This is a genomic window from Mesorhizobium sp. B2-3-14, assembly GCF_006442175.1.
Classification (GTDB): Bacteria; Pseudomonadota; Alphaproteobacteria; order Rhizobiales; family Rhizobiaceae; genus Mesorhizobium; species Mesorhizobium australicum.
This window is the reverse complement of the sequence record NZ_VFVP01000002.1, coordinates 215,947-233,850: the sequence shown is the minus strand read 5'-3', so window position 1 is coordinate 233,850 and position 17,904 is coordinate 215,947. Positions and strand designations below refer to the sequence as shown.

Annotated in this window: 15 protein-coding genes; 3 read left to right on the top strand and 12 right to left on the bottom strand. The window is 63.5% G+C overall.

The window, feature by feature from the left end; genetic code table 11:
• Nucleotides 1–74: 74 nt before the first annotated feature.
• The 5 genes from FJ950_RS05755 to FJ950_RS05735 all read right to left on the bottom strand — a co-directional run bounded on the left by FJ950_RS05755 (nt 75) and on the right by FJ950_RS05735 (nt 8,196).
• Nucleotides 75–3,236: an efflux RND transporter permease subunit gene (locus tag FJ950_RS05755; protein WP_140615754.1), complete on the bottom strand. Its 3,162-nt coding sequence runs from the start codon at nt 3,234–3,236 to the stop codon at nt 75–77.
• Nucleotides 3,233–4,495: an efflux RND transporter periplasmic adaptor subunit gene (locus tag FJ950_RS05750; protein WP_140615751.1), complete on the bottom strand. Its 1,263-nt coding sequence runs from the start codon at nt 4,493–4,495 to the stop codon at nt 3,233–3,235. The genes FJ950_RS05755 and FJ950_RS05750 overlap by 4 nt, the downstream gene beginning before the upstream one ends.
• A 235-nt stretch (nt 4,496–4,730) precedes the next feature.
• The gene (locus tag FJ950_RS05745; protein ID WP_140615749.1) at nt 4,731–5,327 is read right to left on the bottom strand and encodes a LysE family translocator; all 597 of its coding nucleotides are present in this window, start codon (nt 5,325–5,327) and stop codon (nt 4,731–4,733) included.
• Between the two features lie 419 nt (nt 5,328–5,746).
• A complete protein-coding gene (gene ilvN, locus FJ950_RS05740) occupies nt 5,747–6,322 on the bottom strand; it encodes an acetolactate synthase small subunit (protein ID WP_013894763.1) in 576 nt (191 codons plus the stop codon).
• 77 nt (nt 6,323–6,399) lie between these two features.
• Entirely contained in the window at nt 6,400–8,196 is a 1,797-nt protein-coding gene (locus FJ950_RS05735; RefSeq protein WP_140615748.1) for an acetolactate synthase 3 large subunit, read from the bottom strand.
• 444 nt (nt 8,197–8,640) lie between these two features.
• Between FJ950_RS05735 and FJ950_RS05725 the strand changes: the two genes are divergently transcribed.
• Nucleotides 8,641–10,449 carry an NAD(P)/FAD-dependent oxidoreductase gene (locus FJ950_RS05725; protein WP_140615746.1) on the top strand — a complete coding sequence of 603 codons (1,809 nt, stop codon included), beginning with the start codon at nt 8,641–8,643 and terminating at the stop codon, nt 10,447–10,449.
• Here FJ950_RS05725 and FJ950_RS05720 read toward each other — a convergent pair.
• The 3 genes from FJ950_RS05720 to FJ950_RS05710 are packed head-to-tail and all read right to left on the bottom strand — an operon-like array spanning nt 10,437 to nt 12,392.
• The gene (locus FJ950_RS05720) at nt 10,437–10,631 is read right to left on the bottom strand and encodes a hypothetical protein (RefSeq protein ID WP_140615744.1); all 195 of its coding nucleotides are present in this window, start codon (nt 10,629–10,631) and stop codon (nt 10,437–10,439) included. The genes FJ950_RS05725 and FJ950_RS05720 overlap by 13 nt on opposite strands.
• A gap of 28 nt (nt 10,632–10,659) precedes the next feature.
• The gene (locus tag FJ950_RS05715) at nt 10,660–11,244 is read right to left on the bottom strand and encodes an HD domain-containing protein (RefSeq protein ID WP_140615742.1); all 585 of its coding nucleotides are present in this window, start codon (nt 11,242–11,244) and stop codon (nt 10,660–10,662) included.
• On the bottom strand, nt 11,241–12,392 hold the full coding sequence (locus tag FJ950_RS05710; RefSeq protein ID WP_140615740.1) for a gamma-butyrobetaine dioxygenase: 1,152 nt from the start codon (nt 12,390–12,392) through the stop codon (nt 11,241–11,243). Before FJ950_RS05710 ends, FJ950_RS05715 begins: the two co-directional genes overlap by 4 nt.
• A gap of 118 nt (nt 12,393–12,510) precedes the next feature.
• Here FJ950_RS05710 and FJ950_RS05705 point away from each other — a divergent pair, with 118 nt between their 5' ends.
• Nucleotides 12,511–13,392 (top strand): LysR substrate-binding domain-containing protein, encoded by an 882-nt coding sequence (locus tag FJ950_RS05705; protein ID WP_140615738.1) that lies wholly within the window; start codon nt 12,511–12,513, stop codon nt 13,390–13,392.
• Nucleotides 13,393–13,402: 10 nt separating this feature from the next.
• Here the strand turns inward: FJ950_RS05705 and FJ950_RS05700 are convergent, their stop codons facing one another.
• The 3 genes from FJ950_RS05700 to FJ950_RS05690 are packed head-to-tail and all read right to left on the bottom strand — an operon-like array spanning nt 13,403 to nt 14,852.
• Nucleotides 13,403–13,933 (bottom strand): GNAT family N-acetyltransferase, encoded by a 531-nt coding sequence (locus FJ950_RS05700; protein WP_140615736.1) that lies wholly within the window; start codon nt 13,931–13,933, stop codon nt 13,403–13,405.
• A 42-nt stretch (nt 13,934–13,975) separates the two neighbouring features.
• A complete protein-coding gene (locus FJ950_RS05695) occupies nt 13,976–14,284 on the bottom strand; it encodes a hypothetical protein (protein ID WP_140615734.1) in 309 nt (102 codons plus the stop codon).
• 4 nt (nt 14,285–14,288) lie between these two features.
• Complete coding sequence (locus FJ950_RS05690) at nt 14,289–14,852, bottom strand: XRE family transcriptional regulator (RefSeq protein ID WP_140615732.1); 564 nt, start codon at nt 14,850–14,852, stop codon at nt 14,289–14,291.
• Between the two features lie 154 nt (nt 14,853–15,006).
• Here FJ950_RS05690 and FJ950_RS05685 point away from each other — a divergent pair, with 154 nt between their 5' ends.
• On the top strand, nt 15,007–16,839 hold the full coding sequence (locus FJ950_RS05685) for an ATP-binding protein (protein WP_140615730.1): 1,833 nt from the start codon (nt 15,007–15,009) through the stop codon (nt 16,837–16,839).
• Nucleotides 16,840–17,092: 253 nt separating this feature from the next.
• Here FJ950_RS05685 and FJ950_RS05680 read toward each other — a convergent pair whose 3' ends face one another.
• On the bottom strand, nt 17,093–17,887 hold the full coding sequence (locus FJ950_RS05680) for a GGDEF domain-containing protein (RefSeq protein WP_041163809.1): 795 nt from the start codon (nt 17,885–17,887) through the stop codon (nt 17,093–17,095).
• Nucleotides 17,888–17,904: the final 17 nt, after the last annotated feature.

Genomic DNA, 17,904 nt, shown 5'->3' with positions numbered 1-17,904 from the left:
GCAAACTAAAGTTCCGATCCGCCGGCCGCAAGTATCACGGCTTGGGCCAGCGGAACTGGGTGCGTGGCGACCTGCTACTCGGCGGCGGTCTTCTGCGGCTCACCGGGGATGTCGTCATTGGTGCCGAACAGCGAGGGCTGGTCGCCCTCTTCGACCAGGTGCAACTCGGCCTTGCGCTTCGGCATGAGTCCGACCAGCCAGCCCGAGAAATTCTCCATGTAGACGTAGATCACCGGTGTCACGAACAGGGTCAGCGCCTGCGAGGCGAGCAGGCCGCCGACGACGGCAACGCCCAGCGGCTGGCGCAGTTCCGCGCTGGCGCCGGTGCCGAGCGCGATCGGGAACGTGCCCATCAGTGCCGCCAGCGTCGTCATCATGATCGGCCTGAACCGCATCAGGCAGGCTTTGTGGATGGAATCGGTGGCCGACATGCCCTCTCGTCGCAGTTCAAGCGCGACGTCGACCATCATGATGCCGTTCTTCTTGACGATGCCGATGAGCATCAGGATGCCGATCACCGCGATGACGGACAGATCCATGCCGGCGAAGCGCAAGGCAACAACCGCCCCGAGCACAGCCGACGGCAGGCCGGTCAGAATGGTGAGCGGGTGGATGAAGCTCTCATACAGAATGCCGAGCACGATATAGATGGTCAGGATGGCGCCGCCGACCAGCAGGCCCTGGTTGGCAAGCGAATCCTGGAAGGTCTTGGCGGTGCCGGCGAAGGTCGTGGAGATCGCCGTCGGCATGCCGATCTGCTCTTTCAGCGCGTCGATGCGTTTCACACTGTCGCCCAGCGCCACGCCCTGCGGCAGGTTGTAGGAGATCGTCACCGCCGGAAGCTGGCCGAGCTGGTTGACCGTCAAGGCTCCGGCCGTGCGGTCGACCCTGGCGAAGGCGCCGAGCGGCACCAGGCTGCCGCTCGCCGTCCGCATCTGGATGGCAAGCATCCGCTCCGGCGACCATTCGATCTTGGGATCGAGTTCGGCGATGACTTCGTAACTGTCGGCCGAGCCGAAGATCGTTGAAACCTGGTCGGTGCCGAACCCGCCATAAAGAGCCGAGCGCAGCGTGTCGGTGTCGATACCGAGTTGGGCGGCCTTGTCGCGGTCCACCACCAGCGTCGCCTGCAAGGCGTTGTTCTGCAGGTCGCTGGTGACGTCGGTGAAGGTCGTGTGGTCGGCCGCCATCGCGTCATTCAGTTTCTGCGCCCACTGATCCGTCAGGCCGGTATCGAGGCCCTGAACCACGAGCTGGTAGGCACTGGCCGACGAGCGCGAGCCGAGCCGCAGATTCTGCACCGGCTGCATGTAGGTCTCGATGCCCGCCACGCCGGCCAGTTGCTTGCGCAGATCCGCAAGCACCTTCTCGATATCGGGACGCTGGTCCTTGCCCTTGAGCTGGACGAAGAGCTGTCCCTGGTTCAGCGCATTGTTACCGCTGCCCGCCGACCACGCCACATGGTCGACATAGGGTGACTTCGAGAACACGCTGGCCACCTGCCCTTGCAGCTTGGCCATGGCGTCGAACGAAATGTCCTGGCGCGCGATGGTGGTCACCGAAATCTGGCCGATATCTTCTTGCGGGAAGAAACCCTTCGGCGAAACGTCGATCAGCCACACCGAGGCTGCCGCGGTGCCGACGAAGACGAGGAACACCAGGAAGGTGTGCCGCAGGCAGAAGCTCAGAATCCGATCGTAGCCGCGCGTGAGGAAATCGCGCTTGTGGCCAGCACCATGTGCCTCGCGGTCGGCCTTGGTCACCGACAGCAGCCGCGAGCACAACATCGGCGTCAGCGTCAGCGACACGAACATGGAGGCCAGGATGGCGACGGTCACCACGACGGCGAACTCGTTGAAGATGCGCCCGATCACGCCACCCATCAGAAGCACCGGGATGAACACCGCCACCAGCGAGATCGAGATCGAGATGATGGTGAAACCGATTTCGCGCGCGCCCTTCAGCGACGCGTCGAAGGCCGACAGCCCATCCTCTTCCATATGGCGGAAGATGTTTTCGAGCATCACGATGGCATCGTCGACGACAAGGCCGACGGCGAGCGTCAGGCCCATCAGCGATATGTTGTCGATGGAAAAGCCGAACAGGAACATCGCGCCGAGCGTGGCGATCAGCGAGATCGGCACCGCCACGGCCGGGATGATGGTCGCCGTGACGCGACGCAGGAACACGAAGATCACCATCACCACCAGCGCGATGGTCAAAAGCAGCGTGAACTGCACGTCGTCGACCGCCTGGCGGATCGAGCTCGAGCGGTCGTTGAGCAGCTTGATCTGGGCCGCGGCCGGCATCTGGTCCTGGAAGGACGGCAGCATCGCCTTGACCTTGTCGACGACGTCGACCGTGTTGGCGTCCGGCTGGCGCTGCACCGCCATGATGATCGCGCGGGTACCGTCATACCAGCTCGCGGTCGTGGTGGTCTGCACCGAATCGACGACACGGGTCACCTCGCCCAGCCGCACCGGGTGGCCGTTCTTGGTGGCGATGATGAGGTTTGAGAAACCGGCCGCGTCGGTAAGCTGCGTGTTGGCGGTGATGGTGAGCTGCTGCTTGTTGTTCTGCAGCACGCCGAGCGGCGTGTTGCTGTTGGCGGACGCGACCGCCGCCTGCAGCTGATCGATCGAGATGCCGCGCGCGGCAAGCGCGGTCGGATCGATCTGGATGCGCACCGCGTATTTCTGCTGGCCGAAGATCGAGACCTGCGCGACGCCGTCGATGGTCGACAGCGACGGCGAGATGACGTTTTCGGCGAAGGCATCGAGGTCGGTCAGCGGCACCGTGTCGCTGACCAGCGACATCAAGAGGATCGGCGCATCGGCCGGATTGACCTTGCGGTAGCTTGGCGGCGCCGTCATCTGCGGCGGTAGCGATTTCTGCGTGCGCGCGATCGCCGCCTGGACGTCGGCGGCGGCCGCGTCGATGTTGCGGTTGAGCACGAACTGGATGGCGATCGAGGTCTGGCCGAGCGAGTTGGTGGTCGAAATGGAATCGATGCCGGCGATCGTCGCGAACTGCTTGATCAGCGGCGTCGCCACCGACGTGGCCATGGTTTCCGGCGAAGCGCCGGGCAGGGAGGCCGAGACATTGACGACCGGGAATTCGGCGCTCGGCAGTGCCGCCACCGGCAGGAATTTGTAGGCGAACAGTCCGCCCAGCACGAGGGCGAACGACATCAGAAGGGTGGCGACCGGCCTGCGGATACAGAATTCGGAGATCATTGGGCCGCCTCGCCGGCGTTGGTCGCCTCGGCAACCTTCGGCGCGGCCGCCTTGCCTTCATGCACCGCGGCGCCGTTCTTCAGCCTTGTCTGGCCCTCGGTGACGACCTTCTCGCCGCTTTTCAGCCCCTGGCTGATGGCGCTGTTTGCGCCTTCGGTCAGCGCCACCTGCACCGGCCGCATCTCGACAGTGCTGTCCGGCTTGACCACGTAGACGAACGGCCCCTTCTGGCTGGGCTGCACCGCCACGGTCGGAACCGAGGTCATCCGCGGCATGATGCCGGCGTCGAGCACGACATTCACATACTGGCCCGGCCAAAGGGAAAGATCGGCATTCGGAATACTTGCCCGCGTCGCGATCGTGCCCGATGCGGTGTCGACGCTGGAATCGACGAAATCGAGCGTGCCCTTGCCGATCGGCGTCGGGTCGCCGTTCTGGATCAACGTCACCGCGTTCTGCTGCGGATTGGCAAGCGCCTTGTGAAGCAGCGCAAGGTTGCTTTCCGGCAGATTGAAGTTGACCTGCAGCGGGTCCATCTGGGTGATGGTCACCAGTGGCGTCGCCGTGCTGCTGTTGCCGTTGCTGACGGTGACGAGGTCGCCGACGGCGACATTCACGGCACCCAGCCTGCCGGCGATCGGCGCGGTGATGGTGGCAAAGCCAAGCTGGACATTGTCGGCGTCGATCGTCGCCTTGTCGGCATCGACGGTCGCCGCCGCCGCCTTCTGCGCGGCAACGGCCTGGTCGTAGGTCTGCTGCGTACCGGCCTGCTTGGCGACAAGGTCCTTGGCGCGCTGAAGGTCGGAGTTCGAGCTGGCGAGCAGCGCCTGGTCCTTGGCAAGCGCTGCCTGGTCCTTGGCGAGTTGCGCCTTCAGCGCCCGGTCGTCGAGCGAGAACAGGAGGTCGCCCGCCTTCACCATCTGCCCGTCCTTGACGTCGATCGACACGATCTGGCTGGAGACGCGCGCATTGATGTTGACCACGGCCGGAGAGGAGACGAAGCCGATGGCATAGCGGCGGATCGGGAAATCCGCGGTCGTAGCCGTCGCCGAAACGATTGACGCCGAACGGGCACCGTTGCCGCCACCCGCCGCCTTGTCCCCCGCCGCAGGCTTTTCGGTCGCTGGCTTGTCTGTCGCGGCGACCTGCTTTGCGCCGAGGAACTGCTGAGCCTTGTTCAGCGCGTCCGGCGACAGATAGAGCCAGGCCGCGCCGACACAGGCGACCGCCAGCAATGAAAGCATGACTTTTCCACGCATCGACAAAAGACCTCTCCGTCCTACACGCCATAGCCAGGTGGTCGTATTCTAGCGCAATTCCCGGCTCACTGCCGCGATTTCGCCGAATAGATAGGACGCGGGTTTGTCGGAAAAGGGCCAAAACACGGCATTACGAAGATTTAATGTGCACTGCACAATAGCTGTGCAGCCGGCTATCCTCAAAGCCGGAAGCCGGATGGGCTCCGAAAAATGCCCTCCGAGAGGGCAGCCTTATCTAGCGCAGCATCGGCCAAAGCGTCGCCGCCAGCAGCACGCCCATGGCGATGTTGAACCATTTCAACCGCACCGGGTCGGACAGGAAGCCGCGTAGTGCCGTGCCGAATCCGGCCCAGACCGAGACGCTGGGAAGATTGACCACGGTGAAGGCCACGCCGATCAGAATGATGGACAAGAATGGCCGTTCGGGATTGGTATAGACGGCCATCGCGGTGATTGCCATCACCCAAGCCTTGGGGTTGACCCACTGGAAGGCCGCCGCATCGATGAATCGCATCGGCCGCGCATCCGTCTCACCCTTGCCGCTGAGCGAGCGCGACATGGCAATCTTCCAGGCGAGGTAGAGCAGATAGACGGCGCCGGCGATCTTAAGCCCGGTGTGCAGCGCGGGGAACGCGGTCAGCACCGCCCCAAGCCCGAAGCCGACGGCAAGCAAAAGGACGAGAAATCCGATGCTGATGCCGAGCATATGCGGGATAGTCCGCACGATGCCGAAATTCACGCCCGACGCCAGCAGCATAAAGTTGTTCGGGCCCGGCGTGACCGAGGTCACCAGGGCGTAGAGCAGCAGGGCAAGGAAGGCGTCGAGGGTCATGACGGCTCAAGAGGTCAGCAATACTGACTTAAATCGACCGGGCGCCGGACGCAACGTCATTCGAGTGGTCCAATGCGCGCCGCAGTGATCCGCCTGTACGGCCAGCGGCGCGTTAGTTCCGACGGCGATACTTCAGAGCCCAGAGAAGCCAACTGAAGATGACAATGGACCCCGCGTGGAAGAAGATCAGGTCCCAGAATCTGGTTGGATTATCCGCATAGACATTCATTGCCTCGTAAGGCTGGGACTGTCATCGTCACCCAGCCGTGGGCAAGCACCCAGATCGAGTATGCGATCATTGCGTACATCATCACATGTATCACCAGATCTTGTCGTGGGGTCATGCGCCACCAAGTCTCAGTTCGCTTTTCGGATGCCTCGCCCGACCGTGATTGCTGAACTTTAATTTCGTATGACTGCTACATCCCCTGCGGGCCGCGGTTCATGGCTGCCACGCCGGTGCGGCAGATCTCGACCAGGCCTAGCGGCTTCATGATGGCGATGAACTGGTCGAGCTTGGAGCCCTTGCCGGTGATCTCGAAGATGAAATGCTCGGTGTTGGCGTCGATGACGCTGGCGCGGAACGCGTCGGCGAGCCTGAGCGCCTCGACCCGGGCCTCGCCGGTGCCGGCAACCTTGACCAGCGCCAGTTCCCGTTCCAGCGGCCGCTCCTGTCCGAACTCGTGCGAACGCACGGTGAGATCGACCACGCGATGCACCGGCACGATGCGCTCGAGCTGATGCTTGATCTGCTCCAGCACATGCGGCGTGCCGCGCGTCACGATGGTGATGCGCGACAGGTGTTTTTCATGCTCGGTCTCCGAGACGGTCAGGCTCTCGATATTGTAGCCGCGGCCGGAAAACAGGCCGATGACCCGGGCAAGCACGCCCGGTTCGTTGTCGACCAGCACGGAAAGCGTGTGGTTTTCCGGCCGTTCCGTCTCCTTGGCGATGAAGTAGGCGGAGCCGGTGGGTTGAAGGTGCTGTGCGTTCATGACATGAATCTCAAATTCTTGATCTAACTATCTGTTTCCGCACGGCTTATTTGACAAGCCCTGCCCCGGTCCGTCGTCTACACCAGTTCCCTGCCCTTGGCGTCGATTGCATTGGCCACGACCTCGTCGGTGGCCTCGTCCGGCAAGAGCATCTCGTTATGCGCCTTGCCTGACGGGATCATCGGGAAGCAGTTGGCGAGCGTCGCCACGCGGCAGTCGAACAGCACCGGCTTCCTGACCGAGATCATCTCCTTGATCGCGTCGTCCAGTTCGTCTGGCTTGTCGCAGCGAATGCCGTGGCCGCCATAGGCCTCGGCCAGCTTGACGAAATCGGGCATCGCTTCGGTGTAGGAATGCGACAACCGGTTGCCGTGCAGCAGCTGCTGCCACTGGCGCACCATGCCCATATACTGGTTGTTGAGGATGAAGATCTTGATCGGCGCGTCGTGCTGCACGGCGGCGCTCATCTCCTGCATGGTCATCTGCACCGAAGCATCGCCGGCAATATCGACGACCAGCGCATCGGGATGCGCGATCTGCACGCCGAGCGCGGCAGGCAGGCCGTAGCCCATCGTGCCCAGCCCGCCCGAGGTCATCCAGCGGTTCGGCTTCTCGAAATGATAATGCTGCGCCGCCCACATCTGGTGTTGGCCGACCTCGGTGGTGATGTAAGTGTCCATGTCCTTGGTCAGCTCGTACAGCCGCTGGATGGCGTATTGCGGCATGATCACGTCGTTGTTCATCTTGAAGGCGAGTGAATCGCGCCCGCGCCATTTGGCGATCTGCTCCCACCAGGGGTAGAGCGCCTTCTTGTCGGCCTTGGCGGTTGCCCGCCACAGCCGCACCATGTCTTCCAGCACGCGCCCGACATCGCCGATGATGGGCACTTCGGTGTGGACGTTCTTGTTGATCGAGGACGGATCGATATCGATGTGGATCTTGCGCGAGTTCGGCGAGAACGCATTCAGCCTGCCGGTGATACGGTCGTCGAAGCGCGCGCCGATGCAGAGCATGACGTCGCAGTCATGCATGGCCATGTTGGCTTCGTAGGTGCCGTGCATGCCGAGCATGCCGAGCCAGTTCTTGCCCGACGCCGGGTAGGCGCCGAGCCCCATCAGCGTCGAGGTGATCGGGAAACCGGTGAGGTCGACCAGTTCGCGCAAGAGATGGCTCGCTTCCGGGCCGGAATTGATGACACCGCCGCCCGAATAGATCACCGGTTTCCTGGCGCCGGCCATCAGTTCGACCGCCGCCTTGATCTTCTCCAGGTCGCCCTGGACCTTGGGCTGGTAGCTGGTGCGCGGCGCGATCTGCGGCGGCACATAAAAGCCCTTGGCGAACTGCACGTCCTTCGGGATGTCGACCACGACCGGACCGGGACGGCCGGTCGTCGCGACATGGAAGGCCTCGTGGATGGTCGCGGCGAGTTCGTTGACGTCCTTCACCAGCCAGTTGTGCTTGGTGCAGGGCCGCGTAATGCCGACCGTGTCGCATTCCTGGAACGCGTCGGAGCCGATGAGCGAGGTCGGCACCTGACCGGTCAGGCAGACCAGCGGGATCGAATCCATCAGCGCATCCTGCAGCGGCGTCACCGCATTGGTGGCGCCGGGACCCGATGTCACCAGCATGACGCCGGCCTTGCCGGTCGACCGCGCATATCCCTCTGCCGCATGGCCGGCGCCCTGCTCGTGCCGCACGAGGATGTGCTCGACCTCGTCCTGCTGGAAGATCTCGTCATAGATCGGGAGAACGGCGCCGCCGGGATAACCGAAGACATGCTTGACGCCATTGTCCTTCAGCGCCTGCACCACCATTTCGGCGCCGGTCATTTCCCTACCTGCCATCTCGCGCCGCTCGTTCTGTCCATTGCTCATCGGTCTGGTCCCGTACTGTCCGCCATTGGGCGTTGCTGGTCGTTTAGTCGTGTTTCAGGCAATAAAAAAGGCCCCCGAGGGAGCCTGTTTCTGCGCATGGGGGGATTTCGCCCGGCGGTTACACCGCCTTGCCCACGCGCCTTCCTACGAGAATGAGTGCCGTTTTCATGGTGGCGGACCATAAAGGCGAAGTCGCGGGGTCGTCAATGGGCTACCGCACGAATTCACTCAGCCGTGAGATCGGCTCCGCCGCGCGCTACCATAGTACAGTTGAGCCCATCCCATCGACGCACCACTATGCCGGGCTGACGACGTGCCTGGGAGGAGACGCGTTGCCGGCGAATGGGAGTCCCATTCCAGGCAGGGAGGTCCTGGCCGGCCGCTTGCTGTTCCAGTGGAAGCCCGAACAGGCGTTCTTGGAAACCGACAACCGGAGGAGAAACCATGCTCGAGAGAACACCCACCACGAAGGCGCAGGCCCTGCTCGACAAGCTTGGCAAGGCGCTGGAGACCGGCGACATCGACGCGGCGGTCAACTGTTTCCAGGCGGATTGCTACTGGCGCGACCTCGTCACCTTCACCTGGAATCTCCGGACGATGGAGGGCCAGGAGCAGGTCCGCGACATGCTGAAAGCAACCCTGGCTGGAACCCGGCCGAGCGACTGGAAGGTGGCCGACGGCGAGGAGGCGACCGAGGCGGACGGCGTCACCACCGCCTGGATCACCTTCGAGACCGAGGTGGCGCGCGGCTTCGGCCTGGTGCGGTTCAAGGGCGACCTGATCTGGACCTTGCTCACCACCATGGCCGAGCTCAAGGGCCATGAGGAGAAGGCCGGTTTCAATCGGCCGCTCGGCGCCAAGCACGGTCACGGCAAGGACAGGAAATCCTGGCGCGAGGAGCGTGATGACGAGATCGCCGAACTCGGCCGCGGCAAACAGCCTTATGTCGTGATCATCGGCGGTGGCCAGGGCGGCATTGCGCTCGGCGCGCGCCTGCGCCAGCTCGGCGTATCGGCCATCATCATCGAGAAGAACGAGCGTCCCGGCGATTCCTGGCGCAAGCGCTACAAGTCGCTCTGCCTGCACGATCCGGTCTGGTACGACCATCTGCCCTATATCGACTTCCCCAAGAACTGGCCGGTCTTCGCCCCGAAGGACAAGATCGGCGACTGGCTGGAGATGTACACGAAGGTGATGGAGCTGAACTACTGGTCCTCCACCTCGGCTAAATCCGCGAAATACGACGAGACGGCCAAGGAATGGACCGTCGTGGTCGAACGCGACGGCGAAGAGATCGTCCTCAAGCCCAAGCAGTTGGTGCTGGCCACCGGCATGTCCGGCAAGGCGAACTGGCCGAAATACAAGGGCCAGGACATCTTCAAGGGCGAGCAGCAGCATTCCTCGACCCATCCCGGCCCCGACAAATATCGCGGCAAGAAGGTCGTGGTCATCGGCTCCAACAACTCCGCCCACGACATCTGCGCGGCTCTCTGGGAGGGTGGCGCGGACGTCACCATGGTGCAGCGCTCCTCCACCCATATTGTCAAGTCCGACACGTTGATGGATATCGGGCTCAGCGCACTCTATTCCGAGCAGGCGGTGGAGAACGGCATGACGACGCGCAAGGCCGACCTGATCTTCGCCTCCCTGCCCTATCGCATCCTGCACGAGTTCCAGATCCCGCTTTACCAGCAGATGAAGGAACGCGACGCGAAGTTCTACGCGGACCTTGAGAAGGCCGGCTTCCTGCTCGACTGGGGCGATGACGGCTCAGGCCTGTTCATGAAATATCTGCGCCGGGGTTCGGGCTACTACATCGATGTCGGCGCCTGCGACCTGGTCATAGACGGCTCGATCAAGCTCAAGAGCGGACCAGGTGCGGCGGTGCGGGAATTGACGCAAACCGGCGTCAAATTCGCCGATGGCACCGAATTGCCGGCCGATCTCGTGATCTACGCCACAGGCTACGGCTCGATGAACGGATGGGCGGCGGACCTCATCTCGCAGGAGGTGGCCGACAAGGTCGGCAAGGTCTGGGGCCTTGGCTCCAACACCGCCAAGGATCCCGGCCCCTGGGAAGGCGAGCAGCGCAACATGTGGAAGCCGACCCAGCAGGAGGCGCTGTGGTTCCATGGCGGCAACCTCCATCAGTCACGCCACTATTCGCAATATCTGGCGCTGCAGCTGAAAGCCCGGCAGGTCGGCTTGCCAACACCTGTCTATGGATTGCAGCAGGTCCATCACAAGGGATAGGTCGCTTCTCCCGCATCGACACGGTGAACCTGTCCCGCGTCGGCGACGTCGAACAAGGCGGCAGCGGAAGTTTCGCCGCTGGGGCTGGTCGGCGATGGCGTGAAAACGCCCTCGTCAGCCAAACGCTCGCGGCAGGGCCGGTATGCCGCCACCGCGCTTTCGCCGTCGAAGCAGAAGCACATGGCTGTCTCCTCCTGATCATTGGTCTCGTCAGGGCCGATTGGCGAAGTCGTGCACGACGCGCTGCAGCAACGGCACATAGTCGCGAAACGCCCGCGTCCGCATATTGGCGACCTTGCCGCCCTCGTCCCAGATGCGAACCCGCACCGCTTCCTCGTGGAACGGGTTCTCGCGGAACGCAGCCACCTCGTCGGCACTCATCGGTCCGCCCTGCAGCGACAAGGTATGAACCGAAGCCGGCGACAGCCTGCAGAAATAGGTCGGGTCGGCGGCGCAGAGATAGCGCTTGGCGGCAACGTGCAGCCGGACGCACTCGACGATGACAGGCGGGAAGAACGGTGCCAGCACTTCGCCGCCGGCCTCGTCATGGTGCTTGTCCTCGACATCGTCGGGCGAATAGGTGCCGAACTCGCTGGTGTAATGGCCGATGTCATGCAGCAGCGCGGCGGCCACCAGCACGTCGGGGGCTCCATCCTGTTCCGCCAGCCAAGCCCCTTGCAGCATATGCTCGGACATCGTCACCGGCTCGCCGAGATAGGATTCGGCGCCCCGGCGCTCAAAAATGTCGGCGATGAATTCGACGATGGTGTCCGCGTTCAGATCCTGGCCGATCATTCCGCGGCCTCCTTGAAGCCGTGTTCGATCGCCGCGAGCGTCGACAACAGGCCGTCCTTGTCGGCGTAGCATCCCTGCAGCCAGCGCTTGCCGGTGCCGGAAAACGCCTTGCGGGCATGCATGACGCGGGTGTTGTCGACGATGAAGGCCTGGCCGGGCTCAAGCTTGAAGGTGACTTCGAAGGATGGATCCTCGATCAGCTCGGCGAAGCGGCGGTAGGCGGCGTAATAGGCGCCCATCTCGGCGAACGGCACGTCGACGGTCGGCGCCAGCGAACGGTTGTTGAAGCGGATGCAGATCAGTTCGCCGTCGGGTGCAAGCTCGATCATCGGGCGCTTCGCCTGCAGCCGCACGCCGGACGACCCCGAATATTCGAACCGCGCCGCATGGGAGCTCAACAGCCGAAAACCCTCGGGATTTTCCGCTTGAAGGGCGGCCGCGACGGCAAAGCCGTCGACGACGCTGGATTCACCGCCCTCCACCGTGTTCTCGATGCAGGACAGGATCTGCAGCGTCGGCACCGGATCGCGATAGGGATTGTCGGTATGCGCCTGCAGGCCGAGATTGGTGTAGGCGAGATTGTTCGGGTTGACCTCGGCGCGCACTTCGAACCAGCGCCCGTAATTGGTCTCCCTGATATAGCCGAACAGGTCGGACACCTTGCACAGCGCCCCGGATTCGGCCGGCAGCCCGTCCATCACCGCAAAACCATAGGTCCTCACCGCCGAAAGCCATTCGCGCAGGACACCGCGGCCATGCAAGGCCGCCGGATAGCTGGCGCGCGGCACCGCGTTCTGCATCGTCGCCCTGGTCCAGCGCTGGATGACATCGCCTGTCCAACCGGGCTGGCGTGTCTCGTCGCGATCATAGGCGTTCGCACGCAGCCATTGAGCGGGAAAGCTGACCGTTTTTCCCTCCGGCTCGAAGCTGATCTCCAGCGCTCCGGCCTTGATGGCGGCAGCGCCAATTCTCGTCTTCGCCGGAATGTCGAGGATGGTGATCAGGCGTTGGCCATTGCCGGCGCTGCGCGTCTTGTCGTCAAGCGCGTTGTCGCGCAGCCAGACGGCGTGGAAGCGGGTACGCTTGCCGTCTGTCCAACCAAGTTCGATTGTTCTGCCTTCATCGCCAACCAGCACGTGGGTGAGCATGGAAATCCGTCCTGTCGCCTTGTTGCCCACGGTTCGTGCCCTGGTTTGGATTGCATGTTGACCTCCCGAAAGGCATAAATCCAATTATCATTTTTTGGCCAATGGCGGCGATTTGGTAATGGCTCGGCGAACCGCTCCTACCCTCCCTCCACTCGACTGGCTGCGCAGTTTCGAGGCTGCGGCACGGCTGTCGAACTTCACCGCGGCGGCAGCCGAACTCGGCCTGACCCAGGCGGCCGTCAGCCAGCACATCCGGCTGCTCGAGGAAAGGCTGAAGACGCGTCTGTTCTCGCGGCTGGCGCGTGGGGTCGCGCTGTCGCCGGAAGGTGCCGCCTACCTGCCCCACATCCAGTCGGCCTTCGCCACCATTGGCAGCAGCACCACGGAACTGTTCGAACCGCGCGCCGTCCAGACCGTCTCGCTCCGGGTGCCGATCTCGTTTGCGCTGCTGGCGCTGGTTCCGGCGCTGCCCGACCTCGCCGAGGCGCTGCCGCGCATCCAGCTCGATCTGGTGACGATCCATCGCCCGACCGACTACGATTTGCCAGGCTCGGCGCTCGACATCCGTTTCGGCAACGGATCCTTTCCCGGACGCGAGGCCGAGAGGCTGACCGCCGAGCGGCTTGTGCCGGTGGCAAGCCCGGCCTTGGCCAGTGCCGCCGACTGGACATCGCTGCCGCTGCTTCTGGTGGCCGGCGCACGCGAGATGTGGGCCGAATGGTTCGCGGCGGCCGGATTGCCCGGCCATCCCCGGCGCTCGCATCGCTTCGACAGTTTCGTTGCCGCCATGCATGCGGCGAGCGCCGGTGCCGGCGTCCTCCTTGGGTCGCGGCCCCTAATCGACGCGGCGCTCGACGGCGGAGCGCTGGTCCGGCTTTCCGTTTTTGAGCTGCCCAGCACGTCAGGGCATTTCCTGACGAGGCCGTCGACCGCGCACCTGACCAGCGCGGAGCAGGATTTCCGCCATTGGCTGCTGAAGCGCCTCGCCGGGAAGGCATGAGTGACTGGCGTTACCGCGACGCTGTGCCGATGCGCTTCCAGTAGATCAGCGTGCCCGTCAGCCCGCCATGCGGCTTCAGCGCATAGTCCGGCACTTCGCCGGCCAAGGTGAAGCCGAGCTTCTCATAAAGTCCCGAAGCACCCTCTTCGCTCGCCGTATCCAGAACCAGCAGCGTGCGCCCCTTCTCCGCCGCGAGGCGTTCGGCGGCTCGCATCAGGCGCGTCCCGACACCCCTGCCCCGCTGCCCGACCGATGTCATCAGCTTGGCGATCTCGGCCCGATGCGGCTGATTGGGCGGACAGTCGAGCAGCAGGGTGACGGTGCCGACCAGAGCGCCACCGTCCCATGCCCCAAGCACCATTCTTTGCCCTCGTGCCGCCGCGGCCAGCGACGTCTCCCAGAACGCGCAGGCAACATCCAACGCCAGCGGATGCATGAAGCTGACCGATCCGCCGGCGGCAACCGTTTCGACCAGCAGATCGGTCAGCTGTGCGAGTGTTTCCCGGCTTACGGTCAACGGCCCGATTTCTATGACGTTCATACCTGGTCCTCTGGAAACGATTGATGGGTCGACAGCGCCGCTTCAGTCGAGATGGCGCACACGCCGCCGCTTGCGCGCGGCCTTGATGGCGCCGATGCGTTCGGTGTCTTCTTCCTTGAGATGGCGACCGCGCTCCAGGATTTCGAGCGTGTATTCCTCATAGGTCAGGCCCAGCCGTTCAGCCTTGTCCATGCGCATCAGCATGACTTCGCGGCTCGGCGCCTTCCATGCCTTGGCGTGCGCGGCCTGCCAGGCCAGGAAGATGTATGGATCGCCCTTGCCCCATGGCGGCCCCTTGTAGTCGTCAAGAGGCGGCCCCCCATTGTGGGAGCGCTTTGGCCGTCGTGCCATGACGTCAGCTCCTGACCAGGGCGACGAGATAATCGGCGCCCGGCTCCAGCGCATGAAAGGTGCAATCCGACGGCGCTCCGAGCGCCAGGCAGTCGCCCGGTTCGAGCCTGTGCACCTGGTCACCCTCGGTGAATTCGAGTTTTCCCGAGATCAGCCAGATCTGCTGCTTGATGAAGGCGTAGGAAGCCGCTGGCAAACTGACCTTCGCGCCCGCCGGCAGATGGACCTTGATCAGTTCGAGCGGCATGTCGCAGGCCGGCGACAAATGCTGCCTGACATAGCCTGTGTCGGGGTCGCGCCACACTGCCTGGCCGGCTGCGCGCAGCAGCCCGCCACCCTGCAATTCCGCCCGTGCGATGAGGGTCGAGAGCGTCATGCCGAAGGCAGCTGCTATGCGTACCAGAAGTGCCGCCGTCGGGCTGGTCATGCCGCGCTCGATCGTGCTCAGCATTGCCTTGGAAACACCGGACTGTTCGGCGAGCTCGGCCAGCGACCAGTCCCGCATGGTCCTTTCGGTATGGATACGCCTGCCGATGGTCGAGGAAATGTCGTTCGCTATATCATCCATTCGTCCATTATAACGAAACCAATAAGTGCGTGAAGAGCCATTTCAAAGCAATTTTCACCAAGACCTTAATCCTCTCTACACCATCCGACCTCATCCGACCTTAACCCCGTTCCTGTAGGGTACGGCCTCAAGGGAAATGGGGATTGGCCTGTCCATGTATGTCGAACGCGAAGCTTCCGTCGGAGAACCGACATCGCAGGAGCGCCGCACAGCCGACCAAAACGACAAGCGCATCCTGGGCAATGTCGTGCAATGCGACGGTGCGCGCGCCACCATCAGCGCCTATGCCGACGACGCCGACGGCGCGATCACCGGCCTGTGGACGGTCGGCAAGATGATCTCGATCAACCTTGGCACGACGCGAACCGTCGGCCTGGTCTACGCGATCGGCAAGTCGGATCTGGCCTGGAACAGTGACGGCAAGAACGCCATCGAGGTCAGCATCGAGCTGATCGGCGAAGTCCGTGACGGCGCCGAACCCGGGGCCAGGCCGATCTTCGACCGCGGCATCACCATCTATCCGCATATCGGCGCCGTCGCGCACCGCATCCGCACCCGCGACCTGCAGGCGGTCTATGACCTGGCCGGCCGCCATTCCATCACCATCGGCTCGCTGGCGCAGGACGAGGCGATCGCCGCCAACATCGCCATCGATGACACGCTGGCGCGCCACTTCGCCATTGTCGGCACGACCGGCGTCGGCAAGTCGACAGCGGTGTCGCTGCTGCTGCGCAAGTCGATCGCGGCGCGGCCGGACCTGCGCATCCTGATCCTCGATCCGCACAACGAGTTCGCGGCCTCGCTGCCCGAATATTGCGTCAGGGTCGATTCCAAGACGCTCGACCTGCCGTTCTGGATGTTCACGCTGGAGGAATTCGCCGAAGTGCTGTTTCGCGGACGCGAAACGGTGCCGGAAGAGATCGATGCCCTTCGCGACCTCATTCCGCTCGCCAAGAACCTCTATCGCAACCCCGGTTCAGGCGCCTACCTGAGGCGCGGCAGCGATGCGCTGACCGCCGATACGCCGGTGCCCTACCGCATCGCCGACCTGCTCAAGCAGATCGACGAGCGCATGGGCATGCTCGAAAGCAAGACCGATCGTCCAACCCTCAAATCGCTGAAGACACGCATCGAATCGGCGGCGGCCGATCCGCGCTACCGCTTCATGTTCAATTCGCGCCTGATCGAGGACACCATCCACGAGACGATCGGCAACATCTTCCGCGTGCCGCATCATGGCCGTCCGGTGACCTGCTTCGAGATGGCCGGCATGCCGTCGGAAGTGGTCAATTCCGTCTGCTCGGTGCTGGCGCGTCTGGCCTTCGACCTCGCTCTGTGGAGCGAAGGCAAGCTGCAGCTGCTGTTCCTATGCGAGGAAGCACACCGCTACATGCCCGCCGATGCGCGTCTCGGCTTCGCGCCGACCCGGCACGCGCTGTCGCGCATCGCCAAGGAAGGCCGCAAATATGGCTGCTATCTCGGCGTCGTCACCCAGCGCCCCGGCGAGCTCGACCCGACCATTCTCTCGCAGTGCTCGACCTTCTTCGCCATGCGGCTCGCCAACGAGCAGGACCAGGCGATCATCCGCTCGGCGATCGCCGACTCTTCGGCCTCCACGCTCGCGTTCCTGTCCTCCATGGGCCAGCGCGAAGCGATCGCCTTCGGCGAAGGCGTGGCGACGACCATGCGGCTGAAATTCGAAAGACTGCCCGCTCACCTGCTTCCAGGCACGGCCAAGCGCGAGGAAGACGTGACGTCCAAGGCCGGCGAGGTCGACCTGGTGGCGATCGTGGAGCGGCTGCGTAACGTGCCGAAACCGCAGAGCCAGGCGATGGCTTTCGCCGAGGTGGTCGATTCCGGCCGGCAGGCGGGCGACCCCGACTACCGCAAAGCGCCGGCGGCGGCGCGCGTGCAGTCGGACGAAGATTTCGACACACGCTACGGCCTCAAACCCGCCACCTTCGGCCTGCGCCCGCAGAACGATTGAGCTGAGCGTCACGCCTCCATGAATAGTCCCGAGAATCCGTGCAAGCGGCCTATCCCGTCTTCGTCGGAAAGCTTGGGCGAAGCCCGTCAGGGAGTTGGTCAGGCTGAGCCGATTGGTGTTTTGGTCCGTGAGCACCGGCCTTCGCCGGCCGCAGCCTTAAAGCGCAACGTCTCATAAGTGCTTCGGCCGGCGAAGGCCGGAAGCGCAGAAGCCGGCATCAAGCGGCCAGCATCACGAATTCAGTGATGGGATCTTAGGCGCAGACGCGGTTGCGGCCTTGCCTTTTGGCTTCGTAGAGCTGGCGGTCGGCGCGGCGATAGAATTCCTCCGCCGTTTCCTTGCGATCCCAGACGGCAAGCCCGACGCTGGTGGTGATCTTGAGCCGGACATTGTTGCCGGAGAGGATCGACATGTTGGCGATCGCCTTGCGGATGCGCTCAGCGAATTTGGCCAGAAGGGCCGCCTCCATGTTGGGCGTGACCACGGCGAACTCCTCACCACCCAGGCGCGCCACCACATCGTGGAAACGTGTCATGTCCTTGAGGCATCTGGCGACAGCCTTGAGCACCTCGTCGCCGACATCGTGGCCGTGCGTGTCGTTGACCTGCTTGAAATGGTCGAGATCGAGGATCATCAGCCCGACCGGTTTTTCGATGCGCCGGAACTCCTCGAGATATTCCTTCAGCGCGTCGTCGAAATAGCGCCGGTTCTGCATGCCGGTCAGGCCGTCGGTCAGGGCGGCATGCTCGAGCGTTTCGGAGCGGGCGCTGAGCGACACCGTCATGGCGCGCAACTTGCCCTCTTCGGTCGCCTGCTTGCGGATCAGCGGATAGATGAAGAAGATGCCGAAAAACAGCGCGGTGGCGAGCAGTACGCCAGTCGCGAACAGGAGCTTGTTGAGGTAGATGACCTTGTCCAGGCCGGAGGCCGTATGGAGTTCCGTGGCGAAGGATTGCAGTTGCCCATAGGCGTGCAGGGTCACCAGGCCAGCAGCCAGGATCACGAAGATAAAGACGAAAAAAGCGGATTCCGCTTTGTGGAAACGCATCTGCTCCCCGATGGAAA

Coding starts and splice junctions, on each gene's coding strand:
- FJ950_RS05755 (WP_140615754.1), bottom strand. CDS start 3,236: ATGATCTCCGAATTCTGTATCCGCAGGCCGGTCGCCACCCTTCTGATG.
- FJ950_RS05750 (WP_140615751.1), bottom strand. CDS start 4,495: ATGCGTGGAAAAGTCATGCTTTCATTGCTGGCGGTCGCCTGTGTCGGC.
- FJ950_RS05745 (WP_140615749.1), bottom strand. CDS start 5,327: ATGACCCTCGACGCCTTCCTTGCCCTGCTGCTCTACGCCCTGGTGACC.
- ilvN (WP_013894763.1), bottom strand. CDS start 6,322: ATGAACGCACAGCACCTTCAACCCACCGGCTCCGCCTACTTCATCGCC.
- FJ950_RS05735 (WP_140615748.1), bottom strand. CDS start 8,196: ATGAGCAATGGACAGAACGAGCGGCGCGAGATGGCAGGTAGGGAAATG.
- FJ950_RS05725 (WP_140615746.1), top strand. CDS start 8,641: ATGCTCGAGAGAACACCCACCACGAAGGCGCAGGCCCTGCTCGACAAG.
- FJ950_RS05720 (WP_140615744.1), bottom strand. CDS start 10,631: ATGTGCTTCTGCTTCGACGGCGAAAGCGCGGTGGCGGCATACCGGCCC.
- FJ950_RS05715 (WP_140615742.1), bottom strand. CDS start 11,244: ATGATCGGCCAGGATCTGAACGCGGACACCATCGTCGAATTCATCGCC.
- FJ950_RS05710 (WP_140615740.1), bottom strand. CDS start 12,392: ATGCTCACCCACGTGCTGGTTGGCGATGAAGGCAGAACAATCGAACTT.
- FJ950_RS05705 (WP_140615738.1), top strand. CDS start 12,511: ATGGCTCGGCGAACCGCTCCTACCCTCCCTCCACTCGACTGGCTGCGC.
- FJ950_RS05700 (WP_140615736.1), bottom strand. CDS start 13,933: ATGAACGTCATAGAAATCGGGCCGTTGACCGTAAGCCGGGAAACACTC.
- FJ950_RS05695 (WP_140615734.1), bottom strand. CDS start 14,284: ATGGCACGACGGCCAAAGCGCTCCCACAATGGGGGGCCGCCTCTTGAC.
- FJ950_RS05690 (WP_140615732.1), bottom strand. CDS start 14,852: ATGGATGATATAGCGAACGACATTTCCTCGACCATCGGCAGGCGTATC.
- FJ950_RS05685 (WP_140615730.1), top strand. CDS start 15,007: ATGTATGTCGAACGCGAAGCTTCCGTCGGAGAACCGACATCGCAGGAG.
- FJ950_RS05680 (WP_041163809.1), bottom strand. CDS start 17,887: ATGCGTTTCCACAAAGCGGAATCCGCTTTTTTCGTCTTTATCTTCGTG.